Source organism: Marmoricola sp. Leaf446 (genome assembly GCF_001424755.1).
Lineage (GTDB): Bacteria > Actinomycetota > Actinomycetes > Propionibacteriales > Nocardioidaceae > Marmoricola.
This window is the reverse complement of sequence record NZ_LMRF01000001.1, coordinates 378786-401947: the sequence shown is the minus strand read 5'-3', so window position 1 is coordinate 401947 and position 23162 is coordinate 378786. Positions and strand designations below refer to the sequence as shown.

Annotated in this window: 32 protein-coding genes; 7 read left to right on the top strand and 25 right to left on the bottom strand. The window is 71.9% G+C overall.

Translation table 11 applies throughout. The features are described from left to right. Nucleotides 1-29: 29 nt before the first annotated feature. From rplR to rpsJ, 18 genes are all read right to left on the bottom strand, one after another. A complete protein-coding gene (rplR, locus tag ASG49_RS01825) occupies nucleotides 30-413 on the bottom strand; it encodes a 50S ribosomal protein L18 (RefSeq protein WP_056536328.1) in 384 nt (127 codons plus the stop codon). A gap of 1 nt (nucleotide 414) precedes the next feature. After that, complete coding sequence (gene rplF / locus ASG49_RS01820) at nucleotides 415-954, bottom strand: 50S ribosomal protein L6 (RefSeq protein ID WP_056536325.1); 540 nt, start codon at nucleotides 952-954, stop codon at nucleotides 415-417. Between the two features lie 22 nt (nucleotides 955-976). Beyond that, nucleotides 977-1381 carry a 30S ribosomal protein S8 gene (gene rpsH, locus ASG49_RS01815; protein WP_056536322.1) on the bottom strand — a complete coding sequence of 135 codons (405 nt, stop codon included), beginning with the start codon at nucleotides 1379-1381 and terminating at the stop codon, nucleotides 977-979. A gap of 79 nt (nucleotides 1382-1460) precedes the next feature. Further along, the gene (locus ASG49_RS01810) at nucleotides 1461-1646 is read right to left on the bottom strand and encodes a type Z 30S ribosomal protein S14 (RefSeq protein WP_056536319.1); all 186 of its coding nucleotides are present in this window, start codon (nucleotides 1644-1646) and stop codon (nucleotides 1461-1463) included. 1 nt (nucleotide 1647) lies between these two features. Next, entirely contained in the window at nucleotides 1648-2247 is a 600-nt protein-coding gene (rplE, locus tag ASG49_RS01805; RefSeq protein ID WP_200936178.1) for a 50S ribosomal protein L5, read from the bottom strand. Continuing rightward, complete coding sequence (rplX, locus tag ASG49_RS01800) at nucleotides 2247-2594, bottom strand: 50S ribosomal protein L24 (protein WP_056536316.1); 348 nt, start codon at nucleotides 2592-2594, stop codon at nucleotides 2247-2249. Before rplX ends, rplE begins: the two co-directional genes overlap by 1 nt. 1 nt (nucleotide 2595) lies before the next feature. Next, nucleotides 2596-2964, bottom strand: a complete 369-nt coding sequence (gene rplN / locus ASG49_RS01795) for a 50S ribosomal protein L14 (protein ID WP_056536313.1) — start codon at nucleotides 2962-2964, stop codon at nucleotides 2596-2598. A gap of 13 nt (nucleotides 2965-2977) precedes the next feature. Then, complete coding sequence (gene rpsQ, locus ASG49_RS01790; RefSeq protein ID WP_056536311.1) at nucleotides 2978-3256, bottom strand: 30S ribosomal protein S17; 279 nt, start codon at nucleotides 3254-3256, stop codon at nucleotides 2978-2980. Continuing rightward, nucleotides 3253-3486, bottom strand: a complete 234-nt coding sequence (gene rpmC, locus ASG49_RS01785) for a 50S ribosomal protein L29 (RefSeq protein ID WP_056536308.1) — start codon at nucleotides 3484-3486, stop codon at nucleotides 3253-3255. Before rpmC ends, rpsQ begins: the two co-directional genes overlap by 4 nt. Further along, nucleotides 3486-3905 (bottom strand): 50S ribosomal protein L16, encoded by a 420-nt coding sequence (gene rplP, locus ASG49_RS01780; protein ID WP_056536305.1) that lies wholly within the window; start codon nucleotides 3903-3905, stop codon nucleotides 3486-3488. The genes rpmC and rplP overlap by 1 nt, the downstream gene beginning before the upstream one ends. A gap of 2 nt (nucleotides 3906-3907) precedes the next feature. Next, on the bottom strand, nucleotides 3908-4741 hold the full coding sequence (gene rpsC / locus ASG49_RS01775) for a 30S ribosomal protein S3 (RefSeq protein ID WP_056536302.1): 834 nt from the start codon (nucleotides 4739-4741) through the stop codon (nucleotides 3908-3910). Beyond that, on the bottom strand, nucleotides 4741-5172 hold the full coding sequence (gene rplV, locus ASG49_RS01770) for a 50S ribosomal protein L22 (protein ID WP_056536299.1): 432 nt from the start codon (nucleotides 5170-5172) through the stop codon (nucleotides 4741-4743). The genes rpsC and rplV overlap by 1 nt, the downstream gene beginning before the upstream one ends. A gap of 28 nt (nucleotides 5173-5200) precedes the next feature. Beyond that, complete coding sequence (rpsS, locus tag ASG49_RS01765) at nucleotides 5201-5482, bottom strand: 30S ribosomal protein S19 (protein ID WP_056536296.1); 282 nt, start codon at nucleotides 5480-5482, stop codon at nucleotides 5201-5203. A gap of 16 nt (nucleotides 5483-5498) precedes the next feature. Next, the gene (rplB, locus tag ASG49_RS01760; RefSeq protein WP_056536293.1) at nucleotides 5499-6335 is read right to left on the bottom strand and encodes a 50S ribosomal protein L2; all 837 of its coding nucleotides are present in this window, start codon (nucleotides 6333-6335) and stop codon (nucleotides 5499-5501) included. A gap of 25 nt (nucleotides 6336-6360) precedes the next feature. Then, the gene (gene rplW, locus ASG49_RS01755; RefSeq protein WP_056536284.1) at nucleotides 6361-6666 is read right to left on the bottom strand and encodes a 50S ribosomal protein L23; all 306 of its coding nucleotides are present in this window, start codon (nucleotides 6664-6666) and stop codon (nucleotides 6361-6363) included. Further along, complete coding sequence (rplD, locus tag ASG49_RS01750) at nucleotides 6663-7343, bottom strand: 50S ribosomal protein L4 (RefSeq protein WP_056536281.1); 681 nt, start codon at nucleotides 7341-7343, stop codon at nucleotides 6663-6665. Before rplD ends, rplW begins: the two co-directional genes overlap by 4 nt. Continuing rightward, entirely contained in the window at nucleotides 7340-8011 is a 672-nt protein-coding gene (rplC, locus tag ASG49_RS01745) for a 50S ribosomal protein L3 (RefSeq protein ID WP_056536271.1), read from the bottom strand. The genes rplD and rplC overlap by 4 nt, the downstream gene beginning before the upstream one ends. A 10-nt stretch (nucleotides 8012-8021) precedes the next feature. Then, nucleotides 8022-8330 carry a 30S ribosomal protein S10 gene (rpsJ, locus tag ASG49_RS01740; RefSeq protein WP_008360994.1) on the bottom strand — a complete coding sequence of 103 codons (309 nt, stop codon included), beginning with the start codon at nucleotides 8328-8330 and terminating at the stop codon, nucleotides 8022-8024. A 573-nt stretch (nucleotides 8331-8903) separates the two neighbouring features. Here rpsJ and ASG49_RS01735 point away from each other — a divergent pair. From ASG49_RS01735 to ASG49_RS01715, 5 genes are read left to right on the top strand one after another with little or no spacing between them, the layout of a single operon-like run. Continuing rightward, nucleotides 8904-9839 (top strand): hypothetical protein, encoded by a 936-nt coding sequence (locus tag ASG49_RS01735; RefSeq protein WP_156384145.1) that lies wholly within the window; start codon nucleotides 8904-8906, stop codon nucleotides 9837-9839. Further along, nucleotides 9836-10486, top strand: a complete 651-nt coding sequence (locus ASG49_RS18835) for a DUF4129 domain-containing protein (protein ID WP_056536265.1) — start codon at nucleotides 9836-9838, stop codon at nucleotides 10484-10486. The genes ASG49_RS01735 and ASG49_RS18835 overlap by 4 nt, the downstream gene beginning before the upstream one ends. Then, nucleotides 10483-11619: a DUF4350 domain-containing protein gene (locus tag ASG49_RS01725; protein WP_056536262.1), complete on the top strand. Its 1137-nt coding sequence runs from the start codon at nucleotides 10483-10485 to the stop codon at nucleotides 11617-11619. Before ASG49_RS18835 ends, ASG49_RS01725 begins: the two co-directional genes overlap by 4 nt. Next, nucleotides 11616-12599: a MoxR family ATPase gene (locus ASG49_RS01720; RefSeq protein WP_056536259.1), complete on the top strand. Its 984-nt coding sequence runs from the start codon at nucleotides 11616-11618 to the stop codon at nucleotides 12597-12599. Before ASG49_RS01725 ends, ASG49_RS01720 begins: the two co-directional genes overlap by 4 nt. A 6-nt stretch (nucleotides 12600-12605) precedes the next feature. Further along, nucleotides 12606-13892, top strand: coding sequence for a DUF58 domain-containing protein (locus tag ASG49_RS01715; protein ID WP_056536256.1), 1287 nt, complete (start codon nucleotides 12606-12608; stop codon nucleotides 13890-13892). A gap of 10 nt (nucleotides 13893-13902) precedes the next feature. Here ASG49_RS01715 and ASG49_RS01710 read toward each other — a convergent pair whose 3' ends face one another. Then, nucleotides 13903-14898 (bottom strand): stage II sporulation protein M, encoded by a 996-nt coding sequence (locus ASG49_RS01710; protein ID WP_056536253.1) that lies wholly within the window; start codon nucleotides 14896-14898, stop codon nucleotides 13903-13905. Nucleotides 14899-14930: 32 nt separating this feature from the next. Between ASG49_RS01710 and ASG49_RS01705 the strand changes: the two genes are divergently transcribed. Then, on the top strand, nucleotides 14931-15764 hold the full coding sequence (locus tag ASG49_RS01705) for an RDD family protein (RefSeq protein ID WP_082533707.1): 834 nt from the start codon (nucleotides 14931-14933) through the stop codon (nucleotides 15762-15764). 1 nt (nucleotide 15765) lies between these two features. Here ASG49_RS01705 and ASG49_RS01700 read toward each other — a convergent pair whose 3' ends face one another. After that, on the bottom strand, nucleotides 15766-17097 hold the full coding sequence (locus ASG49_RS01700) for an MFS transporter (RefSeq protein ID WP_056536249.1): 1332 nt from the start codon (nucleotides 17095-17097) through the stop codon (nucleotides 15766-15768). Between the two features lie 135 nt (nucleotides 17098-17232). Here ASG49_RS01700 and ASG49_RS01695 point away from each other — a divergent pair, with 135 nt between their 5' ends. Further along, on the top strand, nucleotides 17233-17679 hold the full coding sequence (locus ASG49_RS01695; protein WP_056536246.1) for a hypothetical protein: 447 nt from the start codon (nucleotides 17233-17235) through the stop codon (nucleotides 17677-17679). Between the two features lie 10 nt (nucleotides 17680-17689). On the opposite strand, the gene trmB is transcribed toward ASG49_RS01695, so the two are convergent. The 5 genes from trmB to rpsL all read right to left on the bottom strand — a co-directional run bounded on the left by trmB (nucleotide 17690) and on the right by rpsL (nucleotide 22902). Then, a complete protein-coding gene (gene trmB, locus ASG49_RS01690; protein WP_056539552.1) occupies nucleotides 17690-18436 on the bottom strand; it encodes a tRNA (guanosine(46)-N7)-methyltransferase TrmB in 747 nt (248 codons plus the stop codon). Between the two features lie 168 nt (nucleotides 18437-18604). Then, the gene (gene tuf, locus ASG49_RS01685; protein WP_056536243.1) at nucleotides 18605-19798 is read right to left on the bottom strand and encodes an elongation factor Tu; all 1194 of its coding nucleotides are present in this window, start codon (nucleotides 19796-19798) and stop codon (nucleotides 18605-18607) included. Between the two features lie 67 nt (nucleotides 19799-19865). Beyond that, a complete protein-coding gene (fusA, locus tag ASG49_RS01680; protein WP_056539549.1) occupies nucleotides 19866-21926 on the bottom strand; it encodes an elongation factor G in 2061 nt (686 codons plus the stop codon). 131 nt (nucleotides 21927-22057) lie between these two features. Beyond that, nucleotides 22058-22528 carry a 30S ribosomal protein S7 gene (gene rpsG, locus ASG49_RS01675; protein ID WP_056536240.1) on the bottom strand — a complete coding sequence of 157 codons (471 nt, stop codon included), beginning with the start codon at nucleotides 22526-22528 and terminating at the stop codon, nucleotides 22058-22060. Continuing rightward, a complete protein-coding gene (gene rpsL / locus ASG49_RS01670; protein ID WP_027860526.1) occupies nucleotides 22528-22902 on the bottom strand; it encodes a 30S ribosomal protein S12 in 375 nt (124 codons plus the stop codon). The genes rpsG and rpsL overlap by 1 nt, the downstream gene beginning before the upstream one ends. Nucleotides 22903-23162: the final 260 nt, after the last annotated feature.

Genomic DNA, 23162 nt, shown 5'->3' with positions numbered 1-23162 from the left:
CTTGAATGTCATGTCTGCACCACTCGCCATCAGAAGGTCAGGCCGCCCTCGCGGGCGCCGTCGGCCAGGGCCGCGACGCGACCGTGGTACTTGTTGCCGGCGCGGTCGAAGACCACGCCCTGGACACCGGCCGTCGTGGCGCGCTCGGCGACGAGCGCACCCACCTTGCGGGCCTTGGCCGTCTTGTCGCCCTCGAGCGTGCGCACGTCGGGCTCCATCGTCGACGCGGAGGCGAGCGTCTTGCCCACCAGGTCGTCGACGACCTGCACGGTGATGTGCTTGCTCGAGCGCGTCACGACGAGGCGCGGACGCTCCGAGGTGCCACTGACCTTCTTGCGACCACGGATCTGGCGACGCGTGCGCGACGCCAGCCGGGCCGAGGAGTGCTTGCCAGTCTTCAGCGAGATGGCCATGTCACTTACCAGCCTTTCCGACCTTGCGGCGGACCTGCTCGCCGGCGTACCGCACACCCTTGCCCTTGTAGGGCTCGGGCTTGCGCAGCTTGCGGATGTTGGCCGCGACCTCGCCGACGAGCTGCTTGTCGATGCCCTGGACACCGAGTCGCGTGGGGCCCTCGACGGAGAACGTGATGCCGTCGGGGGCGTTGAACGTGATGGGGTGGGAGTAGCCGAGCTGGAACTCCAGCTGGGTCGGGCCCTTGGACAGGACCCGGTAGCCGACGCCCACGATCTCGAGCTTCTTCTCGTAGCCGTCGGTGACGCCGACGACCATGTTGTTGACGAGCGTGCGGGTCAGGCCGTGCAGGGCACGGCTCTGGCGCTGGTCGTCGGGGCGCTTGATCTCCAGCGCGCCGTCGGACTGCTCGATGGTGAGCGGCTCCACCACGACGTGGCTCAGGGTGCCCTTGGGGCCCTTGACCGTGATCGTGTTGGACTGGACCTGCACGTCGACGCCGGAGGGGACCGGGACGGGCAGCTTGCCGATGCGTGACATTGCTTCTACCTCTGCTTCCTGGTCACCAGACGTAGGCGAGGACTTCCCCACCCACGCCCTTGCTGTTGGCCTGACGGTCGGTCAGCAGGCCCTGGCTCGTCGAGATGATCGCGATGCCGAGGCCGCCGAGGACCTTGGGCAGGCCCGTGCTCTTGGCGTACACCCGCAGACCGGGCTTGCTGATGCGCCGGACACCGGCGATCGAACGCTCGCGGTTGCGGCCGAACTTGAGCTGGATCTCCAGCGTCTTGCCGACCACGCCCTCGTCGTCGCTGACGGCGAAGGAGGTGATGTAGCCCTCCTGCTGGAGGATCTCCGCGACACCCTGCTTGAGCTTGCTGTGGGGCATCGAGACGGAGTCGTGGAACGCCTGGTTGGCGTTGCGCAGACGCGTGAGCATGTCTGCGATGGGGTCAGTCATCGTCATGGCCGGATCGGCCCTTTCTCCACTCCGGTTTCGCACCCGCATCTCGGGTGCGACCTGGAGCGATCGTCGTGGGTGGTGGTTACCAGGAGCTCTTGGTCACGCCGGGGAGCTCGCCGCGGTGGGCCATCTCCCGCAGGCAGACGCGGCACAGGCCGAACTTGCGGTAGACCGCCTTGGGGCGACCGCAGCGCTGGCAGCGGGTGTAGCCGCGCACCGCGAACTTGGGCTTGCGAGCGGCCTTGACCTTCAGTCCAGTCTTCGCCATGTCAGTTGCCTTCCTTGAACGGGAAGCCGAGCTTGCGCAGCAGCGCCCGGCCCTCGTCGTCGTTGGTCGCGGTGGTGACCACCGTGATGTCCATGCCGCGCGACCGGTCGATCTTGTCCTGGTCGATCTCGTGGAACATGACCTGCTCGGTCAGGCCGAAGGTGTAGTTGCCGCGGCCGTCGAAGTGGCGGTCGGAGAGACCGCGGAAGTCGCGGATGCGGGGCAGCGCGAGCGCCAGCAGGCGGTCGAGGAACTCCCACATCCGGTCACCGCGCAGCGTCACGTGGGCGCCGATCGGCATGCCCTCGCGCAGCTTGAACTGCGCGATCGACTTGCGGGCCTTGGTGACCTGCGGCTTCTGGCCGGTGATGGCGGTGAGGTCGCGCACGGCGCCCTCGATCAGCTTGGAGTCGCGAGCGGCCTCGCCCACACCCATGTTGACCACGATCTTGGTCAGCCCCGGCACCTGCATGACGTTGGCGTAGCCGAACTGCTCACGCATCGCGGGGAGGACCTCCTCGCGGTAGCGCGCCTTCATCCGGGGACCCGGGGCCTGCTCGGCCGCCTGGTCCTGGTTGATCTCGGTCATCTGCTCACTCATCAGATCTCGTCTCCCGACTTGCGCGAGATGCGCACGCTGCGCTGGGCGGCGTACGTCGACCCGTCGCCGCGGCGCTTCTCCACGTCCACGCGCTTGGAGCCGAGGCGGGTGACTCCCCCGCCGTCGACCAGCATCACGTTGGACACGTGGATGGGGGCCTCGGCGGTGATGATGCCGCCGCCGGTGCCGCCCTGCTGGGCTGCCTTGGTGTGTCGCTTGATGCGGTTGACACCCTCGACGATCACGCGGCCCTGCTCACGCAGCACCTCGATGACCTTGCCCTCGGCGCCCTTGTCCTTGCCGGCGATCACCTTGACGGTGTCGCCCTTCTTGATCTTGACGCTCATCTCAGAGCACCTCCGGCGCCAGCGAGACGATCCTCATGAACCGCTTGTCACGCAGCTCGCGGCCCACGGGGCCGAAGATGCGCGTACCGCGCGGCTCGCCGTCGGCCTTGAGGATCACCGCGGCGTTCTCGTCGAAGCGGATGTAGGAACCGTCGGGACGACGGCGCTCCTTGACGGTGCGGACGATGACCGCCTTGACGACGTCGCCCTTCTTGACGTTGCCGCCCGGGATCGCGTCCTTGACGGTGGCGACGATGACGTCGCCGATTCCGGCGTAGCGTCGACCCGAGCCGCCGAGCACACGGATGCACAGGATCTGCTTGGCACCCGTGTTGTCGGCGACCTTGAGTCGCGACTCCTGCTGGATCATGGCTTGTCTTCTCCTACTTCGCCTTCTCGAGGATCTCCACGACGCGCCAGCGCTTGGTGGCGCTGAGCGGGCGGGTCTCCATGATCAGTACGCGGTCACCGACGCCACACGAGTTGGCCTCGTCGTGCGCCTTGAGCTTGGTCGAGCGACGCAGGACCTTGCCGTAGAGCGCGTGCTTGACGCGGTCCTCCACGGAGACGACCACCGTCTTCTCCATCTTGTCGCTGACGACCAGGCCCTCCCGGACCTTGCGCGCCGTGCGCTGCCCCGCGGGGCTCACGTCGTTGCTCATGCAGCACCATCCTTCTCCTGCGCCGGAGCCGACCGGATGCCGAGCTCGCGCTCACGCACCACGGTGTAGATCCGGGCGATGTCCTTCTTGACCGCACGCAGGCGGCCGTGGCTCTCGAGCTGACCGGTCGCGGCCTGGAAGCGCAGGTTGAACAGCTCTTCCTTGGCCTCGCGCAGCTTGCCCTCGAGGTCGACGGCGTTGAGGTCGTCGAGTTCGTGTGCGGTAGCCATCAGAAATCACCTGCCTCGCGCGTGATGAACCGGCACTTCATGGGGAGCTTGTGGATCGCGCGACGCATCGCCTCGCGGGCGACGTCCTCGCTGACACCGGACAGCTCGAACATGACGCGACCGGGCTTGACGTTGGCGACCCACCACTCGGGCGAGCCCTTGCCGGAGCCCATGCGGGTCTCGGCGGGCTTCTTGGTCAGCGGGCGGTCCGGGTAGATGTTGATCCAGACCTTGCCGCCACGCTTGATGTGACGGGTCATCGCGATACGGGCGGACTCGATCTGGCGGTTGGTCACGTAGTGCGACTCCACCGCCTGGATGCCGAAGTCACCGAAGGCGAGCTTGGTGCCGCCCTTGGCCGCACCCGTCCGCTTGGGGTGGTGCTGCTTGCGGTGCTTGACCCTGCGGGGCATCAACATGGTCAGGCCTCCCCGTTGCTGGTCGTGCCGGCCGAGGCGGTCGCCTCGGTCGGGGCAGCGGTGGCCTCCGCGGGGGCGTCGGCACGGTCGCTGCGGGCGGGACGGTCGCCGCGGGAGCCGCGGGTCGGTCGCTCGCCACCGCGGGCGGGCCCACGGCCACGGCCGGGGGCGCCCGCACGGGCGGCGGCCTGGGCCTCGCGCTCGGCGCGCGTGGCGGCGACCTCGCCCTTGTAGATCCAGACCTTCACGCCGATGCGGCCGAAGGTGGTCTTGGCCTCGTAGAAGCCGTAGTCGATGTCCGCACGCAGGGTGTGCAGCGGGACGCGGCCCTCGCGGTAGAACTCCGAGCGCGACATCTCCGCACCGTTGAGCCGACCCGAGCACTGGATCCGGATGCCCTTGGCGCCGGAGCGCATCGCGGTCTGCATGGCCTTCTTCATGGCCCGGCGGAACTGCACGCGGCCGGCGAGCTGCTCGGCGACGCCCTGGGCGACCAGCTGCGCGTCGACCTCGGGGCTCTTGACCTCGAGGATGTTCAGCTGCACCTGCTTGCCGGTGAGCTTCTCCAGCTCACCGCGCAGGCGGTCGGCCTCGGCGCCGCGGCGACCGATGACGATGCCGGGACGGGCGGTGTGGATGTCGACGCGGACCCGGTCACGGGTGCGCTCGATCTCGACCTTGGAGATGCCGGCGCGCTCCATGCCCTTGGACAGCAGACGCCGGATGGCGACGTCCTCGCCGACGTAGGCCTTGTAGAGCTTGTCGGCGTACCACCGGCTCTTGTGGTCGGTGGAGATGCCGAGGCGGAACCCGTTCGGGTTGATCTTCTGACCCATCAGGCCTTCCGTCCCTTCTTGGCAGTGCTGGTCGTCTCGACGCGGGGCTCCACGACGAGGGTGATGTGGCTGGTGCGCTTGTTGATCCGGGTGGCCCGGCCCTGCGCACGCGGCCGCCACCGCTTCATCGTCGGACCCTCGTCGACCATCGCCTTGCTGACGACCAGGGCGCCGCGGTCGAGGTCCTCGGTCGTGGTGGCGTTGGCCACCGCCGACTCGAGCACCTTGAACACGGTCTCGCTGGCTGCCTGCGGCGCGAACTGCAGCAGGGCCAGGGCGTCGTCGACGGGCAGGCCGCGGACCATGTCCACGACGCGCCGCGCCTTCATCGGCGTGATCCGGACGAAGCGTGCGCTCGCGAACGCTCCCGGGTTGTCACCGAGCAGCGAGTCACGGCGGGCGCTGCTGCGCCTACGCTCTCCTACGCTCATTGCAGTCATCTCTCCTTGGTCGCCGCGATCAGCGGCGACGGCTCTTCCGGTCGTCCTTGACGTGGCCCCGGTAGGTGCGGGTCGGCGCGAACTCGCCGAGCTTGTGGCCCACCATGGAGTCGGTCACGAAGACCGGGACGTGCTTGCGTCCGTCGTGCACGGCGAGCGTGTGGCCGATCATGGCCGGCACGATCATCGAGCGACGCGACCACGTCTTGATCACGTTGTGGGTCCCGGCGTCGTTCTGCTTGTCCACCTTGGTCATCAGGTGGTCGTCGACGAACGGGCCCTTCTTCAGGCTGCGAGGCATCTGGTTTCTTCCCTACTCAGCGCTTGTTCTTGCCGGAGCGGCGGCGGCGGACGATGAGGGCGTCGCTGGCCTTGCGCTTGCGCGTGCGGCCCTCGGGCTTGCCCCAGGGCGAGACCGGGTGGCGACCACCGGAGGTCTTGCCCTCGCCACCACCGTGCGGGTGGTCGACGGGGTTCATCACGACACCGCGGACGGTCGGGCGCTTGCCCTTCCACCGCATGCGGCCGGCCTTGCCCCAGTTGATGTTGGACTGCTCGGCGTTGCCGACCTCGCCGATCGTGGCGCGGCAGCGGACGTCGACGTAGCGCATCTCGCCGGAGGGCATCCGCAGCTGGGCGCGCGAACCCTCCTTGGCCACGAGCTGGGCGCTGTTGCCGGCGGACCGGGCGATCTTGGCACCGCCGCCGGGCCGGAGCTCGACGCAGTGGATCGTGGTGCCGACGGGGATGTTGCGCAGCGGCAGGTTGTTGCCCGGCTTGATGTCGGAGCCGACGCCGGCCTCCAGGCGGGTGCCCTGCACGACCCCGACGGGCGCGATGATGTAGCGCTTCTCGCCGTCGGCGTAGTGCAGCAGCGCGATCCGCGCGGTGCGGTTGGGGTCGTACTCGATGTGCGCGACGACCGCGGGGACGCCGTCCTTGTCGTAGCGACGGAAGTCGATGATGCGGTAGGCGCGCTTGTGACCGCCACCCTGGTGCCGGGTCGTGATCCGGCCCTGGTTGTTGCGGCCGCCCTTCTTGGGCAGCGGGCGGACCAGCGACTTCTCGGGCGTGGTGCGCGTGATCTCGACGAAGTCGGCGACCGACGAGCCACGACGGCCCGGGGTGGTCGGCTTGTACTTGCGGATAGCCATGTGAGTTCCTCAGCTCCTCGCCCGGTCAGCCGACCGGGCCGGTGAAGATGTCGATGCGGTGGCCCTCGGCCAGGCTGACGATGGCGCGCTTGGTGTCCTTGCGCTTGCCCAGGCCGTTGCGCGTGCGGCGCGTCTTGCCGGGGCGGTTCAGCGTGTTGACCGAGGTCACCTTGACGTCGAACACCTTCTCGACCGCGACCTTGATCTCGGTCTTGTTGGCGTCCGGGCGCACCAGGAAGGTGTACTTGTTGGCGTCGAGGAGGTTGTAGCTCTTCTCGCTCACCACGGGCGCGATCAGGACGTCACGGTGGTCCTTGTGCAGGGTGCTCACTTGGTGGCCTCCTCGTCGGTCGTGGCGGTGGGCTGCTCGTCGTGCGCCGGGGCCTCGACCACGGTCGCCCGGCGCGAGCTCGCCGCGGCGGCACCGCTGACGAACGCGTCGTAGGCGCCCTTGGAGAAGACGACGTCGTCGGCGAGGAGCACGTCGTAGGTGTTGAGCTGGTCCACGGCGATCAGGTGCACCGACGCGACGTTGCGCAGCGAGAGCCACGTGACGGCGTCGTCGCGCTCCAGCACGACCAGCTGGCGGCGACGGTCGGACAGGCCCTTAAGCGCCTTGACCGCGGCCTTGGTCGTGGGCACGGAGCCCTCGACCAGCTGGTCGACCACGTGGATGCGGCCGGCGCGCGCCCGGTCGGAGAGGGCACCGCGGAGCGCGGCGGCCTTCATCTTCTTGGGGGTGCGCTGGTCGTAGTCACGCGGCTGCGGGCCGTGGACGGTGCCACCGCCGGCGAACTGGGGCGCGCGGGTCGAGCCCTGACGGGCGCGGCCGGTGCCCTTCTGCTTGTAGGGCTTGCGACCACCGCCGCGGACCTCGCCGCGGGTCTTGGTCGCGTGCGTGCCCTGGCGGGCCGCAGCCTGCTGGGCCACGACGACCTGGTGGATCAGCGGGACGTTGGTCTCGACGCCGAAGATCTCGGCGGGGAGGTCGACGTTGACGGTGCTCATGCTCCGGCCTCCTGGGTCTTCTTGGCGGCCGAGCGGATCAGGACGAGCCCGCCCTTGGGGCCGGGGACGGCGCCCTGGATCAGGATCAGGCCCTTCTCCACGTCGACCGCGTGCACGGTGACGTTCTGCGTGGTGACGGTGTCGGTGCCCATCCGGCCCGACATCCGCGTGCCGCGGAACACGCGACCCGGGGTGGCGCAGGCGCCGATCGAGCCGGGCTTGCGGTGGTTGCGGTGCGCACCGTGCGAGGCGCCCACGCCGGAGAAGCCGTGACGCTTCATGGTGCCGGCGAAGCCCTTGCCCTTGCTGGTCGCGGTGACGTCGATGACCTCGCCGGCGGCGAACAGCTCGGTGGTCAGCTCCTGGCCGACCTCGTAGCTGGCGGCGTCGCTGGTGCGGATCTCGGCGACGTGGCGGCGAGGCGTGACCCCGGCCTTGTCGAAGTGGCCGGCGGCGGGCTTGCCCACCTTGCGGCCCTCGATCTCGCCGAAGCCGATCTGGACGGCGTTGTAGCCGTCCTTGTCGGGCGTGCGGACCTGGGTGACCACGTTGGTCCCGGCCGCGATGACGGTGAGGGGGACGATGCGGTTGTTCTCGTCCCACGCCTGGGTCATGCCGAGCTTGGTGCCCAGCAGCCCCTTCAGGTTGCGTTCGAAAGTACTAGCCATGATGACGACCTCAGAGCTTGATCTCGATGTCGACGCCGGCAGGCAGGTCGAGTCGCATGAGCGAGTCGACCGTCTTCGGCGTGGGGTCAATGATGTCGATGAGGCGCTTGTGCGTGCGCATCTCGAAGTGCTCGCGGGAGTCCTTGTACTTGTGGGGCGAGCGGATGACGCAGTAGACGTTCTTCTCCGTCGGCAGCGGCACGGGGCCGGCCACCTTCGCGCCCGTCCGGGTCACGGTGTCGACGATCTTCCGCGCCGAGGTGTCGATCACCTCGTGGTCATAGGCCTTGAGCCTGATGCGGATCTTCTGTCCCGCCATCAAACGACGTCCTTCGCTTCGTAGTCCTGCGATGGTCTCGGACCTCCTCGGTGAGGCGGTCCGCCCTGTGTCCTCATCGGCTTCCTCCGACCCCCGCGGTCGGGCGTGTCGCGCGCTTTCCAGAACGCGCGACCATGCCAGTCGCAGTGCGGGTCGAAGACTTCCGGTGAAGCCCGGGGGGCCGGGCTGAACGGGGTCTCCTGGTGCGGCGCGGACGCACGACCACGAACACCGTCGAAGGACGGCTCAGGAGAACCTGTTCAGAAGTCAATGTCCGCGCCCCGGCGACCCCGCCGGAGCAACCGGACTATCTTGACAGAGAGGCCCGCGGACCGCCAAATCGGGGGCGCGCCGGCGCCCTGCTGGCAGGATGAGCGCAGGTCGGCGCTGCGGTCCGGCCGTCACGGCCCGTCCGGGGGGAGCCAGATGACGCACGATCCGTGGGGACGGGCACAGCCTCCCCCGTCGTACCCACCTCCGGGGTCGGCGCCCCCGCCCGGAGCACCGGGCCCGCACCACCAGGGCCGGGCGCCGCTGCCGCCCACGAGCCCCGTAGGGCCGTGGGGGCCGCCCGTGGCGCGTCCCGGAGTGGTGCCGCTGCGGCCCCTGACCCTGGGCGACCTGCTCGGCGGGGCGGTGCAGACCATCCAGCGCAACCCCCGCGCGACCATCGGCCTCGCCCTGCTCGTCTCGGCGCTGTTCATGCTGCTCCCCGCGGTCGCGTCCGTCGCGGTCGGCCTCGCCGGGACCTCGCCCGGCTTCGACGTCGCCGCCTCCGAGGACCCGTTCGCCGGTGCGGGTGGCGCCTCCTACTACGGCCTGCTCGGGGTGAGCACGGTCTTCAGCGCGCTCGCGACCGTCGTCATCGCCGGCCTGATCGTGCGGGTGGTCGGTGCCGCCGTCGTCGGTCGGCCGATGCGCGCCGGCGAGGCCTGGCGACGCACCCGGGGCCGGTTGCTCGCGCTCGTCGGCCTCAGCCTGCTCGGCGGCCTGGTCTCGGTGGTGCTGCTCGCAGTGCCCCTCGCGCTCGGGGTGCTGGCCTGGGCCGTGACCGACAGCGTGGCGCTCGGCGTCGTGCTCGGGATCCTGCTGGGACTCGCCGCCGTGGTGGCGACGGTCTGGCTCTGGACGCGCTTCCTGCTGCTCGCCGCCCCTGCGCTGGTCCTCGAGGAGCTCGGGGTGGTGGCCTCGCTGCGGCGCGCCGGCGCGCTGAGCCGGGGGCAGTTCTGGCGGCTGTTCGGCATCGCCCTGCTGGCCAGCCTCGTCGCCGGGGTGGCGAGCCAGGTGGTCGCTGTCCCGTTCGGCGTGCTGGGGGCGGTGCTGGCGTTCGTGCTGCCACCCGCCTGGGGCCTGCCGGGCCTGCTGCTGGCCTCCAACGTCGGCTCCGTCCTTACCGGGGCGCTGGTCGGGCCGTTCACGGCCGGCGTCACCGGTCTGCAGTACGTCGACCAGCGGTTCCGCAAGGAGGGGCTCGACATCACGCTGCTCGACGAGACCCTGCGGCGGTGACGCCCGTGACCCCGGCGACAGCAGCTCTGCTGCTCGACCCCGGCCCGGACGAGGCGCGGCGGCTGCTGCAGCGCGAGCTGGAGGGTTCGGAGTACCGCGAGCCCTTCCTGCAGCGCGTGCTCGGGTGGGTCTCGGACCTGGTCGGGGCGGCGGCGCAGGGTGGGGACGGTCTCGGTCGGGCCGCGTCCGTGGGGCTGCTGCTCCTCCTGCTCGGGGCCGCGGTGCTCGCCCTGTCCCGTCTCCGTCGGGACCCGGCGCGGGCCACCCCGGCCCCCACGGTGTTCGGCGAGGTCCGGCTGGAGGCGGCCGAGCACCGGGCCTCCGCCCGCGCGGCGTACGACGCGGGGCGGTGGGACGACGCCGTGGTCGAGGCGGTGCGTGCCCTGGCCGTCGGGCTCGTCGACCGGGGCCTCCTCGACGAGCAGCCCGGGCTGACCGTCCACGAGGTCGTGACGGCGGCGGGACGACGGTTCGCCGGGGAGCGCGAGCCGCTCGACGGCCTGGGCCGGCGCTTCGACGAGGTCCGCTACGGCGACCGACCGGCCGACGAGCCGGCGGCGCGGTCGGCGCTCGACCTCGAGGGCCGGGTCGCCGCGGCGACGCCCGGCACCGCGGTGACCGGCACCGTGGGCGCGGTGCCTCGGTGACGTACGCCGCCGCGACGGCCGCCCTCGCCCCCGACGGCCTGGACCGACCCCGACGCTCCCGCACCCCCTGGCTGTTGGGCGCCCTGGTGCTGCTGGTGCTCGTCGTGGTGACGGTGCTGGGCCGGGACGGGGCCGCCACCGGCACCCCGCTGGACCCCGACAACCCCGGCCCCGACGGCGCCCGTGCCCTGGCGCGGGTGCTGGAGCGCGAGGGGGTCGAGGTCGCGGTGGTGCGCGGGCAGGAGGCACTGCTGGAGCGCCGGGTCGGGGAGCAGGACACGGTCGTCGTCACGGCGCCGGAGGACCTCGTGCCCACCACCCAGCGCCGGCTCGAGCGTCACGCGGCCCGCGCCGCGGCCCTGGTGTACGCCGGGGAGGCCGACGCCGTGGCGGAGCGGCTGGACCTCGACACCGCACCGCTGCGCGACGGCACCCGGCCGGCCCGCTGCGCCGACCCGCTGGCCGGCGACCTGGCGCTGCGGGTCCGCGGGGGCCTCGGCCTCGAGGCGCCCGGCTGCTTCGGCGTGGACGGCACCGTGGCGCTGACCCGCGACGGCACCACCTGGGGCCTGGCCGGGGGCTCGGTCCTGGCCAACGAGCACGTGACGCGGGCCGGTGCCGCCGCGCTCGGGCTGCGCCTGCTCGGGCAGGGCGACCGCGTCGTCTGGTACGTCCCCGACCTCGCCGACGCCCCCGTCGACGAGGGCTCTGCGCTGGGGGCGCTGCTGCCGCCGGCGCTGCTCCCCTCGCTGCTGCTGCTCGGGGCGGCCACCGTGGCCCTGGTGCTGTGGCGGGGGCGGCGCTTCGGGCCGCTGGCGACCGAGCCGCTCCCGGTGGTGGTCCGGGCGGCGGAGTCGACCCACAGCCGCGGACGGCTCTACCGGCGCGCCGGTGACCGCGCCCACGCGGCGACCGCGCTGGTGACCGCCACCCGACGCCGGCTGCACGCCCGGCTGCGGCTCCCGACCGACGCGCCGCTCGAGGCGCTCGTCGCCGCGGTCGCCGCCCGCACCGGACGCCGCACCGACGAGGTCACGGCGCTGCTGCGGCCCCCCAGCCCCACCGACGACACCCAGCTGGTCGACCTCGGCCAGCGTCTGCACGACCTGGAGGACGAGGTGCACCGAGCATGACGACCGAGACGAGCCGGAGCGGGCCCGACGCCGCCGCGGCCCACGACGCCCTGACCGCCGTGCGGCGCGAGGTGGCCAAGGCGGTGGTGGGCCAGGACGCAGCCGTGTCCGGCCTGCTGGTGGCGCTGCTGGCCCGCGGCCACGTGCTGCTGGAGGGCGTGCCCGGCGTGGCCAAGACCCTGCTGGTGCGCAGCCTCGCCGCGGCGCTCGACGTGGGCACGAAACGGGTGCAGTTCACCCCCGACCTGATGCCCGGCGACCTGACCGGCTCGATGGTGATCGAGGGCGGGGCCGGCGAGCTCCGCTTCCGCGAGGGCCCGGTCTTCACCCACCTGCTGCTCGCCGACGAGGTCAACCGGACACCCCCCAAGACGCAGTCGGCGCTGCTCGAGGCCATGGAGGAGGGCCAGGTCTCCTCCGACGGGGTCACCCGGCGGTTGCCCAGCCCCTTCCTGGTGGCGGCGACGCAGAACCCCGTGGAGTACGAGGGCACCTACCCGCTTCCCGAGGCCCAGCTGGACCGGTTCCTGCTCAAGCTGCAGCTGCCGCTGCCCGACCGCGCCCAGGAGGTGGCGATCCTGCGGCGCCACGTCGAGGGGTTCGACCCCCAGGACGTCCGCGGGGCCGGGGTGCGACCCGTGGCCGGCGCCGCCCACGTCGAGGCCGGCATCGCCGCGGTCCGCGCGGTGCGCGTCAGCGAGGAGGTCGGCGCCTACATCGTCGACCTCGCCCGCGCGACCCGGGCGTCGCCGTCGCTCTCGCTCGGCGTCAGCCCCCGTGGTGCGACGGCGCTGCTGCGGGCCAGCCGGGCGTGGGCGTGGCTGAGCGGCCGCGACTTCGTCACCCCCGACGACGTCAAGGCGCTGGCCCACGCGACCCTCGCCCACCGGCTGGCACTGCGTCCCGAGGCCGAGCTCGACGGTGTCGCCGTCGACCAGGTCCTCGACACCGCGATCGCCTCCGTGCCGGTCCCCCGCTAGGCCGGCGTGGCACTGACCTGGCGGGTCCCGGCCCTGCTGCTGCTCGGGGTGCCGGTCGTGGTGCTGCGCCCGACCACGAGCACGGCGGGCCTGTGGCTGCTCGCCACCGCGCTGGTCGTCGCGCTCGACCTCGCGCTGGCCGCGCGCCCCGCGGCCCTGGACGTACGCCGCCGCACCTCGGCGCGGGTGCGCGTCGGCGAGCCCACCGCCACCACGCTCGTGGTGACCCACCCGGGCCGCCGCCGCTTCCGAGGAGCGCTGCGCGACGCCTGGCAGCCCTCCGCCGGAGCGACGGGGACGCGGCACCCGCTCGACCTGGCGCCGGGCGGGAGCCGGACGCTGACCACCGGTCTGCGGCCCGGGCGGCGCGGCGACCTCCGCGCCGACCACGTCACCGTCCGCTCGCTCGGCCCGCTGCGGCTCGCCGCCCGGCAGCACACCCGGGAGGTCGCCGGGACGGTGCGGGCGCTGCCGGCGTTCCCCTCGCTGCGCCACCTCCCCGGCCGGCTGGCGCGGCTGCGCGAGCTCGACGGACGGGCGTCGGTGCGGGTGCGCGGGCAGGGCACGGAGTTCGACTCGCTGCGGGAGTACGTCCTCGGCGACGACGTCCGCAGCGTCGATTGGCGGGCCAGTGCCCGGAGCCGCTCGGTGGTGGTCCGCACCTGGCAGCCCGAGCGCGACCGCCGGGTGGTGCTCGTGCTCGACACCGGACGCACCTCGGCCGGCCGCGTCGACGACGTGCCGCGCCTGGACGCCGCGATGGACGCCGCACTGCTGCTCGCCACGCTCGCGGGTCGCGCCGGCGACCGGGTGCACTTCGTGGCGGGCGACCTCGCGGTCCGCTCCCGGATCCGCGGCGGACCCGGCCAGGTCGAGACGGTGCAGGAGGCGATGGCGGGGCTGCAGCCCGTGCTCGCCGAGACCGACTGGCGACGGCTGGTCGGCGCCGTGGACGGCCTCACCCGCCAGCGCTCGCTGGTGGTGCTGCTGAGCCCGCTCGAGCCCGCCGCCGTCGAGAACGGCCTGCTGCCGCTCGTGGCCCCGCTGGTCGCACGGCACCGCGTCGTCCTGGCCTCGGTGCGCGACCCCGAGATCGACCGGCTCGCCCGGGTCCGTGACGACCCCGCCACGACGTACGCCGCCGCGGCCGCCGAGCAGGCCTCGACCGGACGGGAGCGCACCGGCCGGCTGCTCGCGACGCTGGGCGTGGACGTGCTCGACGTCGACGCCGACCAGCTCGCGGTGCGCCTGGCCGACCACTACCTCGACCTCAAGGCGCGCGGGCAGCTGTGAGCCGGCCCGGCTACCCGGCCGTGGCCACCCGGTCCTCCAGCAGCGAGTCGTCGACGTCCCCGGTGTGCCCCGCCCGTACGGCGCGCCGGCCCAGCACCCACACGTAGGCCAGGAACAGCACCTCGGCCACGACCCCGATCCCCACCCGCGCCCACGTCGGCAGCCCGGACGGCGTCACGAAGCCCTCGATCACCCCCGAGACCAGCAGCACCACCACCAGCCCCAGCGCCACCCCGCCCGCGCTGCGACCCTCCGCGGCGAGCGACTGGCCGCGGGTGCGGTCGCCGGGCACCACCCACGACCAGAACAGCCGCAGCCCGGTCCCCGCGGCGACGAAGACGGCCGTGAGCTCCAGCAGGCCGTGGGGCGTGATCAGTCCGAAGAAGAGCGCGGTGCGGTCGTAGCGGATCATGAGTGAGGCGACCACGGCCAGGTTGAGCAGGTTCTGCAGCAGCACCCACAGCACGGGTGCGCCGAGCACCCCGAGGGCGATGCAGAGCGCGGCCACCCAGGCGTTGTTGGTCCACACCTGCGCCGAGAAGCTGCCCGCGGCCGACTCGGAGTAGTAGCCCTCGAAGTCGTTCTCGACCAGCTGCCTCACCTGCGCCGGGTCCAGCAGCGACTGCTCGACCTGGGGGTGCTCCAGCAGCCACCAGACCATCACCGCGGCGACGGCGTAGCTGGCCAACATCGTCGTCATCCACCACCGGCGGGTGCGGTAGAGCGCGGCCGGGAACCGGCGGCAGAAGAAGTCGGCGACGCCCGACCAGGCGGGCGTCCGGGTGCCGCCGGCCCGGACCCGCGCCCGGGCGAGCAGCCCGCTGAGGTAGGCCACCACCTGCGGCTCGGGCGAGCTGGAGCGGATGGCGCTCAGGTGGGTGGCGACCTCCTGGTAGAGCTCGACCAGCTCGTCGGCCTCCGCCCCGGTGCGTGGCGCCCGGCGCGTCAGGTCCTCCAGCCGCTGCCAGGTCGGCTGGTGCACCCCCACGAAGGCGTCGATGTCCACCGGGCCAGGGTAGGGCGCCCTACGCTGGCCCGGTGAGTGCTGCCGCGCCCGACTGGGGGTCCGAGGACGGTGACGCCGGCGCCTGGGGTGCGGGCGACCTCCTGGTCACCGGGGAGGCGGTCGCGCTGGACCTGCCGGCCGCGTCGCTCGGCGTACGCGTGCTGTCGGGCCTCGTCGACCTGGTGGCCCAGGGCGTGCTGCTCGTGCTCGGGCTCGTGCTGGTGGCGATCGCCGCGCCCGACGAGGCGCTCGCCGCCGCGGGCTCGGTGGTGGTGACCGCGGCGACGCTCGTGCTCGGCCCGGCCGTGGTGGAGACGCTGACGTCGGGGCGCTCGCTCGGCAAGCTGGTGCTGGGGCTGCGCACCGTCCGCGACGACGCCGGTCCGCCGTCGTTCCACCACTGCGTCGTGCGCCACCTGCTGAGCGTGGTCGAGATCTGGGTGATGGCGGGCGTGCCCGCCCTCGTCTCGGCGCTGCTCAGCCGCCGGGGCAAGCGCCTGGGCGACCTCGTGGCCGGGACCTACGTCGTGCGCGACCGCTTCGCGCTGCGCCTCCCGTGGCCGGTGACGATGCCGCCGCCGCTGGCGGCCTGGGCCGCACGGGCCGACATCGCCCCGCTCCCCGACGCCCTCGCGCTCACCGTGCACCGACTGCTCGGCCGCGGCGAGGGCCTGGACCCCCGGGCCCACGAGCGGCTGCTGCTGCGCACCGCGGCCGAGGTGTCGCGCCACGTCGCCCCGGCCCCACCGCCCGGCACCCCGCCGGGGGCCTTCCTCGCCGCCGTCAGCGCCGAGCGGCGCGCCCGCGACGAGCGCCGGCTGCGCGGCGAGGTCGCCCAGCGGCAGCGGCTCGCCCGGCGCCACTGACCTAGATCTGGGCGGTGTCCTCGGGCCCGGCCGCGGCGGGCTCGACCGCCTCCCGCGGCGCGCGCGGGACGGTCGCGCACATCACGGCGGCCGCCACGCACAGACCGCCCGCCGTCAGCCAGGCGCCCTGGTAGTCGCCGGTCGCCTCCCGCACCCAGCCGGCGTACGTCGCCGCGACGCCGGCGCCGACCATGTGGGCCGCGAACACCCAGCCGAAGACCACGCCGGACCGTGCGAGCCCGAAGTGCACGCGGCACAGCGCGACCGTCGGCGGCACCGTGGCCACCCAGTCGAGGCCGTAGAAGACCACGAACAGGAACAGGCTGGGCGCCACGTCGGGGCCCAGCAGCGAGGGGACCACGAGCAGCGAGAGCCCCCGCAGCGTGTAGTAGACGACCAGCAGCAGGCGGGGGTCGACCCGGTCGGTGAGCCACCCCGAGGCGATCGTGCCGACGATGTCGAAGACCCCGATCAGCGCCAGCAGCGAGGCCGAGGTGGTGGCCGGCATGCCGTGGTCGTGGGCCGCCGGGATGAAGTGGGTGCCGACCAGGCCGTTGGTCGACCAGCCGCAGATCCAGAAGCTGGCGAACAGCGCCCAGAACACCCGGCTGCGAGCGACCTGGCGCAGCGTCAGCAGCGTGGTGCGGGCGGCACCGGGGCCGTCGTGGTCGAGCGGCGGGTCGACGTACGACGCAGGGGCGCCGTGGGGCACCTGGCCCACGTCGGAGGGGCGGTCGCGCAGCACCAGCGCGACCACGGGCACGAGCAGCAGCGCGGCCGCGGCGACCAGCCCGGCCGCCCACCGCCAGCCCGGCTCCGCGGCCAGCCGCGCGATGGTCGGGAGGAAGACCAGCTGCCCGGCCGAGCTGGCGGCCGAGAACAGCCCGGTCACCAGGCCACGACGCGCCACGAACCACCGGTTGGCCACGACCGCACCGAAGACGAGCGCCATCGAGCCGGTGCCGACCCCGACCGGGATCCCCCACAGCAGCCACAGCTGCCACGCCTGGGTCATCACCAGGGTCAGCCCGGACCCGGCGGCCACCAGCAGCAGCCCGCCGGCGGCCACGCGGCGTACGCCCAGGCGCTCCATCAGCGCGGCCGCGAAGGGGGCGGTGAGCCCGTAGACCACGAGGTTGAGGGTGACCGCGCCCGAGGTGGTGGTCCGCGACCAGCCGAACTCCGCCTCCAGCGGCTCCAGCAGCGCGCCGGTGGAGCTGCGGAAACCGGCGGTGGCCACCAGGGCCGCCATGGTCGCCAGCGCCACCCACCAGGCCCGGGAGGAGCCGAGCGCACGGGCCGCGTCGGCGCGGCGGGCCGGGGTGGTGGACACCCGCGGATCCTAGGCCGCCCGGTCCCCGCGCCGCCGGGCCGCCGACGGTCGTGGACCGCCGTGATCCCGCCACCGGGCGAGACCACCGGCACCCGCGGCCTTGTCCCGGCGCGCCGACGGACCTAGCGTCGAGAGATGGACCGCACCGTCCTCGTGGGCCTGCTGCAGGTGGTGGGGATCTCCCTGGTCCCCGTCGCGCTGCTGGTCGGGCTGGGGCGGGCGCCCCGCGCCTGGGCGTGGTGCGCGCGGGTCGTCGGCCCCCGTCTCCCCCGCCGCCGCCGTCCCGAGGCACCCACGGGGCCGCCGCTGGAAAAGCTCGCCGCCGACCTGCGGCGGCTGCACCCCGACGTGCACCACCCCCGACCGGGCACGCGGATGGCCAAGCAGCAGGGCGTCCAGCTGGCGTACGACGAGCGGCTGGCCGCCGCCGGGACCGCGCTCGAGGTGCCCACCAGCCTGCTCTCGCTGCCGCTCTACGGCCTGGAGCGCGAGGCGGAGCGGATGCGCCTCGAGCACGCCCTCACCGCGGCGGGCCTGGTCTGGCAGCCACGCCCGTCACCCGGGCAGGACCTCCCGCAGTAGTCGTCGCGGGTCAGGAGTCGCGGGTGTAGCGCAGGTCCGTGATCGGGCGCCCCGCCTCGACGCCCTTGCGCTCGAACTTCGTCACCGGTCGCTCGGCCCAGCGCTCGACGACGCCGCCGGTCAGCCCGTCGGTCGCGTCGATCACCGAGGCCATCTGGGCGGCGTACTCGCTCCAATCGGTGGCCAGCCGCCACTCCCCGCCCGGCCGCAGCCGCGAGGCCACCAGCGCGGCGAACTCAGGCGTCACCAGCCGACGCTTGTGGTGCCGCTTCTTGGGCCAGGGGTCGGGGAAGAACGTCCACAGCGCGCTGACCGAGCCCGGGGCGAACAGGTGCTCCAGGCACCACACCGCGTCGACGGAGAGCAGCCGCACGTTGTCGGCCCCCGCGTCCGCGAGCAGCCCGAGGGTGTGGGCGACCCCGGGACGCCAGACCTCCAGCGCCACCACGTCGTACGCCGGCCGCGCGGCCGCCAGCACGGCGGTGGCCTCGCCCACGCCCGACCCGATCTCGACGATGCGGGGGGCCGACCGGCCGAACAGCGCGTCCCAGTCGAAGCCGGGCTGGTCGACCCGGTGGTCGGGGACGACCCAACGCTCGTGGTGGGCGTCCCACGACTCCTGCTGCGAGGGCGTGAACCGGCTGCCGCGTCGGGAGTAGGTGAGGACCTCCCGCATCCGCTGGCCGTCCTCGGTGTACTTCTGGTGCGGTCGGGCCGGCGGCAGCTGGTCCCGGGTCGCAGGTGAGCGCTGTTCCACGGCCGACATCCTCCCCTCCCGGGGTTGACGGCACCGCACCCGGGCCGTGGTGGCTCGCGGCGGCCCCGTGCGCGGAGGCGGCCGACCGGCCCACCTCGGCGTCCAGGGCCCGGGACGCACGAAGGCCCCGGACCAGCAGGTCCGGGGCCTTCGAGAGGTCGAGCTAGATCACTTGGTGATCTTGGTGACGCGGCCGGCGCCGACGGTGCGGCCACCCTCGCGGATCGCGAAGCGGAGGCCGTCCTCCATGGCGATCGGCTGGATCAGCTCGACCGACATGTCGGTGTTGTCGCCGGGCATGACCATCTCGCGACCCTCGGGGAGGGTCACCACGCCGGTCACGTCCGTGGTCCGGAAGTAGAACTGCGGACGGTAGTTGTTGAAGAACGGCGTGTGACGGCCGCCCTCCTCCTTCGAGAGGATGTAGACCGAGGCCTCGAAGTTGGTGTGCGGGGTGGTCGTGCCGGGCTTGATCACGACCATGCCGCGCTCGACGTCCTCGCGCTTGGTGCCGCGGAGCAGCAGCCCGACGTTCTCGCCGGCCTCGCCGGTGTCGAGCAGCTTGCGGAACATCTCGATGCCGGTGACCGTCGAGGACTGCTTGCCCTCGCGGATGCCGATGATGTCGACGGTCTCGTTGACCTTGACGATGCCGCGCTCGATGCGACCGGTGATGACGGTGCCACGACCGGTGATCGTGAAGACGTCCTCGACGGGCATGAGGAAGGGCTTCTCGGTCTCACGCACGGGCTGCGGGATGTACTCGTCCACCGCGTCCATGAGCTTGAGGATCGACTCGCCCCACTTCTCGTCGCCCTGGAGCGCCGGGAAGGCAGCGACCTGGACGACGGGGATGTCGTCGCCGTCGTACTCGTACTCGGAGAGGAGCTCGCGCACCTCCATCTCGACGAGCTCGATGAGCTCCTCGTCGTCGACCATGTCGCACTTGTTCAGCGCGACGACCAGGGCGGGGACGCCGACCTGGCGGGCGAGCAGCACGTGCTCGCGGGTCTGCGGCATCGGGCCGTCGGTGGCGGCCACGACCAGGATCGCGCCGTCCATCTGCGCGGCACCGGTGATCATGTTCTTGATGTAGTCCGCGTGACCGGGGCAGTCGACGTGCGCGTAGTGCCGGTTCTCGGTCTGGTACTCGACGTGCGCGATCGAGATGGTGATGCCGCGCTGACGCTCCTCGGGGGCCTTGTCGATCTCGTCGAAGGCCGAGGCGGCGTTGAGGTCGGGGTACTTGTTGTGCAGGACCTTGGTGATCGCTGCGGTCAACGTCGTCTTGCCGTGGTCGATGTGACCGATGGTTCCGATGTTGACGTGCGGCTTGGTCCGCTCGAACTTCGCCTTAGCCACGGGGGCTCCTCCTGTTGTTGTTCTTGACTCGTGGGTGAACTACGGGGTGGTGCAGCAGGCCGCGCGACTACTCGCCGCGGACCTTCTTGACGATCTCGTCGGCGACGTTCTGGGGAACCTCGGCGTAGGAGTCGAACTCCATCGAGTACGACGCCTGGCCAGAGGTCTTCGACCGCAGGTCACCAACGTACCCGAACATCTCCGACAGCGGCACGAGGGCATCGACCACGCGGTCGCCCGAGCGCTCCGACATCGCGCGGACCTGGCCGCGACGCGAGTTGATGTCGCCGATCACGTCGCCCATGAAGGACTCCGGGGTGACGACCTCGACCGCGAACATCGGCTCCAGCAGGACCGGCTTGGCCATGCGGGCGGCCTCCTTGAAGGCCTGGTTGCCGGCGATCTTGAAGGCCAGCTCGGAGGAGTCGACGTCGTGGTAGGCGCCGTCCTCGAGCGTGAACTTCACGTCGACCATGGGGTAGCCGGCGAGCACGCCGAACTCCATGGCGTCCTGGCCGCCCTGGTCCACCGAGGGGATGTACTCCTTGGGGACGCGACCGCCGGAGACGTTGTTGACGAACTCGTAGCCCGCACCGAGACCGGTCTCGGGGTCGACGTTCGGCTCCAGGCTGATCTGCACCTTTGCGAACTGGCCGGACCCACCGGTCTGCTTCTTGTGGGTGTAGCCGTGCTTCTCGACCTTCTTGCGGATGGTCTCGCGGTAGGCGACCTGCGGCTTGCCGACGGTGGCCTCGACGCGGAACTCACGCTTCATCCGGTCGACCAGGATCTCGAGGTGGAGCTCGCCCATGCCGGCGATGATGGTCTGGCCGGTCTCCTCGTCCGCCTTGACGGTGAACGTGGGGTCCTCGTCGGACAGGCGCTGGATCGCGGTGCCGAGCTTCTCCTGGTCGCCCTTGGTCTTGGGCTCGATGGCCACCTCGATCACGGGGGCGGGGAAGGTCATCGACTCCAGGATCACCGGGTGGGCCGGGTCGCTCAGCGTGTGACCGGTCTTGGTGTCCTTGAGGCCCATGACGGCCACGATCTGGCCGGCGCCGACCGACGCGATCTCCTCACGCTTGTTCGCGTGCATCTGGTAGACCTTGCCGATCCGCTCCTTGCGGCCGTTGACCGAGTTGACCACGGTCGAGCCGGCGACGAGCTTTCCGGAGTAGACGCGCACGTAGATCAGCTTGCCCAGGTGCGGGTCGGTCGCGATCTTGTACGCCAGGCCGGAGAAGGGCTCGTCGTCGCTGGGCTGCCGGACGATGACCTCGTCCTCGTCCTTGACCGAGTGGCCCTGGATGCCGTCGATGTCGAGCGGCGAGGGCAGGAACTTCACGACGGCGTCGAGCAGGGGCTGCACGCCCTTGTTCTTGAACGCGGTGCCGCACAGGACGGGGTTGACCTTGTCGGCGAGCGTGGCGCGACGGATCGCGGACTCCAGCTCCTCGACGGTGAACTCCTCGCCCTCGAGGAACTTCTCCATGATGTCGTCGTCGACGTCGGAGAGGGTCTCGAGCAGCTTCTCGCGGTACTCGGCGGCCTGCTCGGCCAGCTCCGCGGGGATCTCCTCGACCTCGTAGTCCTCGCCCATCTTGGTCTCGCCGCGCCAGGTCAGGGCACGCATGCCCACCAGGTCGACGACACCGAGGAAGTCGGACTCCGCGCCGATGGGCAGCTGGAGCACGAGCGGGGTGGAGTTGAGGCGCTCGACCATCATGTCCACGCAGCGGAAGAAGTCCGCGCCGGTGCGGTCGAGCTTGTTGACGAAGCACATCCGCGGGACGGAGTACTTGTTGGCCTGCCGCCACACGGTCATGGTCTGGGGCTCGACACCCGCGACACCGTCGAAGACCGCGACCGCGCCGTCGAGGACGCGCAGCGAGCGCTCGACCTCGGCGGTGAAGTCGACGTGCCCGGGGGTGTCGATGATGTTGATCTGGTGGTTCTTCCACCAGCAGGTGGTCGCAGCGGACGTGATCGTGATGCCACGCTCCTGCTCCTGCTCCATCCAGTCCATCGTCGCAGCGCCCTCGTGGACCTCACCGATCTTGTAGGTGACCCCGGTGTAGAAGAGGATGCGCTCGGTGGTGGTGGTCTTGCCGGCGTCGATGTGCGCCATGATGCCGATGTTGCGGACCTGGTTGAGGTCGGTGGTGATGTCGACGGCCACGGTAGGTCTTCGATCCCCTCGGTTGTCGGTGTGTCAGGTGATCGGCACGCCGCCGCAGGTCGCGGCGGCGTACCGGGAGATCACCAGCGGTAGTGCGCGAAGGCCTTGTTGGACTCGGCCATCTTGTGGGTGTCCTCACGCTTCTTCACAGCGGCGCCGAGGCCGTTGGACGCGTCGAGGATCTCGTTCATCAGTCGCTCGGACATGGTCTTCTCGCGGCGGGCCGCGGAGTAGCCGACGAGCCAGCGCAGGGCCAGGGTCGTGCTCCGGTTGGGCTTGACCTCGATCGGCACCTGGTAGGTCGCACCGCCGACGCGGCGGGACTTGACCTCGATGGAGGGCTTGACGTTGTCGAGCGCGCGCTTGAGCGTGACGACCGGGTCGGTGCCGGTCTTCTCGCGGGTGCCCTCGAGGGCGTTGTAGACGATGCGCTGGGCGACCTGCTTCTTGCCGTCCTGCAGGATCTTGGAGACGAGCTGCGAGACCAGCTGCGAGCCGTAGACCGGGTCGGTGACGATCGGCCGCTTCGGGGCGGGACCCTTGCGGGGCATTAGCTCTTCTCCTTCTTCGCGCCGTAGCGGCTGCGGGCCTGCTTGCGGTTCTTCACGCCCTGCGTGTCCAGCGAGCCGCGGATGATCTTGTAGCGGACGCCGGGGAGGTCCTTCACCCGGCCGCCGCGGACGAGCACGATGGAGTGCTCCTGGAGGTTGTGGCCCACGCCCGGGATGTAGGCCGTGACCTCGATGCCGCTCGACAGGCGCACGCGGGCGACCTTGCGGAGGGCAGAGTTCGGCTTCTTCGGGGTGGTGGTGTAGACGCGGGTGCAGACACCGCGTCGCTGGGGCGAACCCTTCAGGGCAGGCGTCTTGTTCTTGGACACCTTGTCCTGTCGGCCCTTGCGGACCAGCTGGTTGATCGTGGGCACCTGGTGGTTCCCTCTCTTGTCGACTCTCAGTACGCGGCGCTCTGCCGGGCACGACGGTGTTGCGTGTGATGGTGCGGTGACGCGCTGCGCTGGATTCAGGGCACGCGGACGGGCCTGGCGTTACCAGACACAAGGGATGAGATTACCGGCCGGCCCCACGAGGGTCAAAACGAGCCCGGTCGGCCGGGCACGCGGCCCCGGCGCACGGCGGGCGGACCCTCGTCACGCGGCCGTCACACCGATGCGTCAGAGTGCCGCCC

What these genes read in the sequence shown, in the direction of transcription:
- rplR (WP_056536328.1), bottom strand. Translation starts at nt 413, where the DNA reads ATGGCCATCTCGCTGAAGACTGGCAAGCACTCCTCGGCCCGGCTGGCG.
- rplF (WP_056536325.1), bottom strand. Translation starts at nt 954, where the DNA reads ATGTCACGCATCGGCAAGCTGCCCGTCCCGGTCCCCTCCGGCGTCGAC.
- rpsH (WP_056536322.1), bottom strand. Translation starts at nt 1,381, where the DNA reads ATGACGATGACTGACCCCATCGCAGACATGCTCACGCGTCTGCGCAAC.
- ASG49_RS01810 (WP_056536319.1), bottom strand. Translation starts at nt 1,646, where the DNA reads ATGGCGAAGACTGGACTGAAGGTCAAGGCCGCTCGCAAGCCCAAGTTC.
- rplE (WP_200936178.1), bottom strand. Translation starts at nt 2,247, where the DNA reads ATGAGTGAGCAGATGACCGAGATCAACCAGGACCAGGCGGCCGAGCAG.
- rplX (WP_056536316.1), bottom strand. Translation starts at nt 2,594, where the DNA reads ATGAGCGTCAAGATCAAGAAGGGCGACACCGTCAAGGTGATCGCCGGC.
- rplN (WP_056536313.1), bottom strand. Translation starts at nt 2,964, where the DNA reads ATGATCCAGCAGGAGTCGCGACTCAAGGTCGCCGACAACACGGGTGCC.
- rpsQ (WP_056536311.1), bottom strand. Translation starts at nt 3,256, where the DNA reads ATGAGCAACGACGTGAGCCCCGCGGGGCAGCGCACGGCGCGCAAGGTC.
- rpmC (WP_056536308.1), bottom strand. Translation starts at nt 3,486, where the DNA reads ATGGCTACCGCACACGAACTCGACGACCTCAACGCCGTCGACCTCGAG.
- rplP (WP_056536305.1), bottom strand. Translation starts at nt 3,905, where the DNA reads ATGTTGATGCCCCGCAGGGTCAAGCACCGCAAGCAGCACCACCCCAAG.
- rpsC (WP_056536302.1), bottom strand. Translation starts at nt 4,741, where the DNA reads ATGGGTCAGAAGATCAACCCGAACGGGTTCCGCCTCGGCATCTCCACC.
- rplV (WP_056536299.1), bottom strand. Translation starts at nt 5,172, where the DNA reads ATGAGCGTAGGAGAGCGTAGGCGCAGCAGCGCCCGCCGTGACTCGCTG.
- rpsS (WP_056536296.1), bottom strand. Translation starts at nt 5,482, where the DNA reads ATGCCTCGCAGCCTGAAGAAGGGCCCGTTCGTCGACGACCACCTGATG.
- rplB (WP_056536293.1), bottom strand. Translation starts at nt 6,335, where the DNA reads ATGGCTATCCGCAAGTACAAGCCGACCACCCCGGGCCGTCGTGGCTCG.
- rplD (WP_056536281.1), bottom strand. Translation starts at nt 7,343, where the DNA reads ATGAGCACCGTCAACGTCGACCTCCCCGCCGAGATCTTCGGCGTCGAG.
- rplC (WP_056536271.1), bottom strand. Translation starts at nt 8,011, where the DNA reads ATGGCTAGTACTTTCGAACGCAACCTGAAGGGGCTGCTGGGCACCAAG.
- rpsJ (WP_008360994.1), bottom strand. Translation starts at nt 8,330, where the DNA reads ATGGCGGGACAGAAGATCCGCATCAGGCTCAAGGCCTATGACCACGAG.
- ASG49_RS01720 (WP_056536259.1), top strand. Translation starts at nt 11,616, where the DNA reads ATGACGACCGAGACGAGCCGGAGCGGGCCCGACGCCGCCGCGGCCCAC.
- ASG49_RS01695 (WP_056536246.1), top strand. Translation starts at nt 17,233, where the DNA reads ATGGACCGCACCGTCCTCGTGGGCCTGCTGCAGGTGGTGGGGATCTCC.
- fusA (WP_056539549.1), bottom strand. Translation starts at nt 21,926, where the DNA reads ATGGCGCACATCGACGCCGGCAAGACCACCACCACCGAGCGCATCCTC.
- rpsG (WP_056536240.1), bottom strand. Translation starts at nt 22,528, where the DNA reads ATGCCCCGCAAGGGTCCCGCCCCGAAGCGGCCGATCGTCACCGACCCG.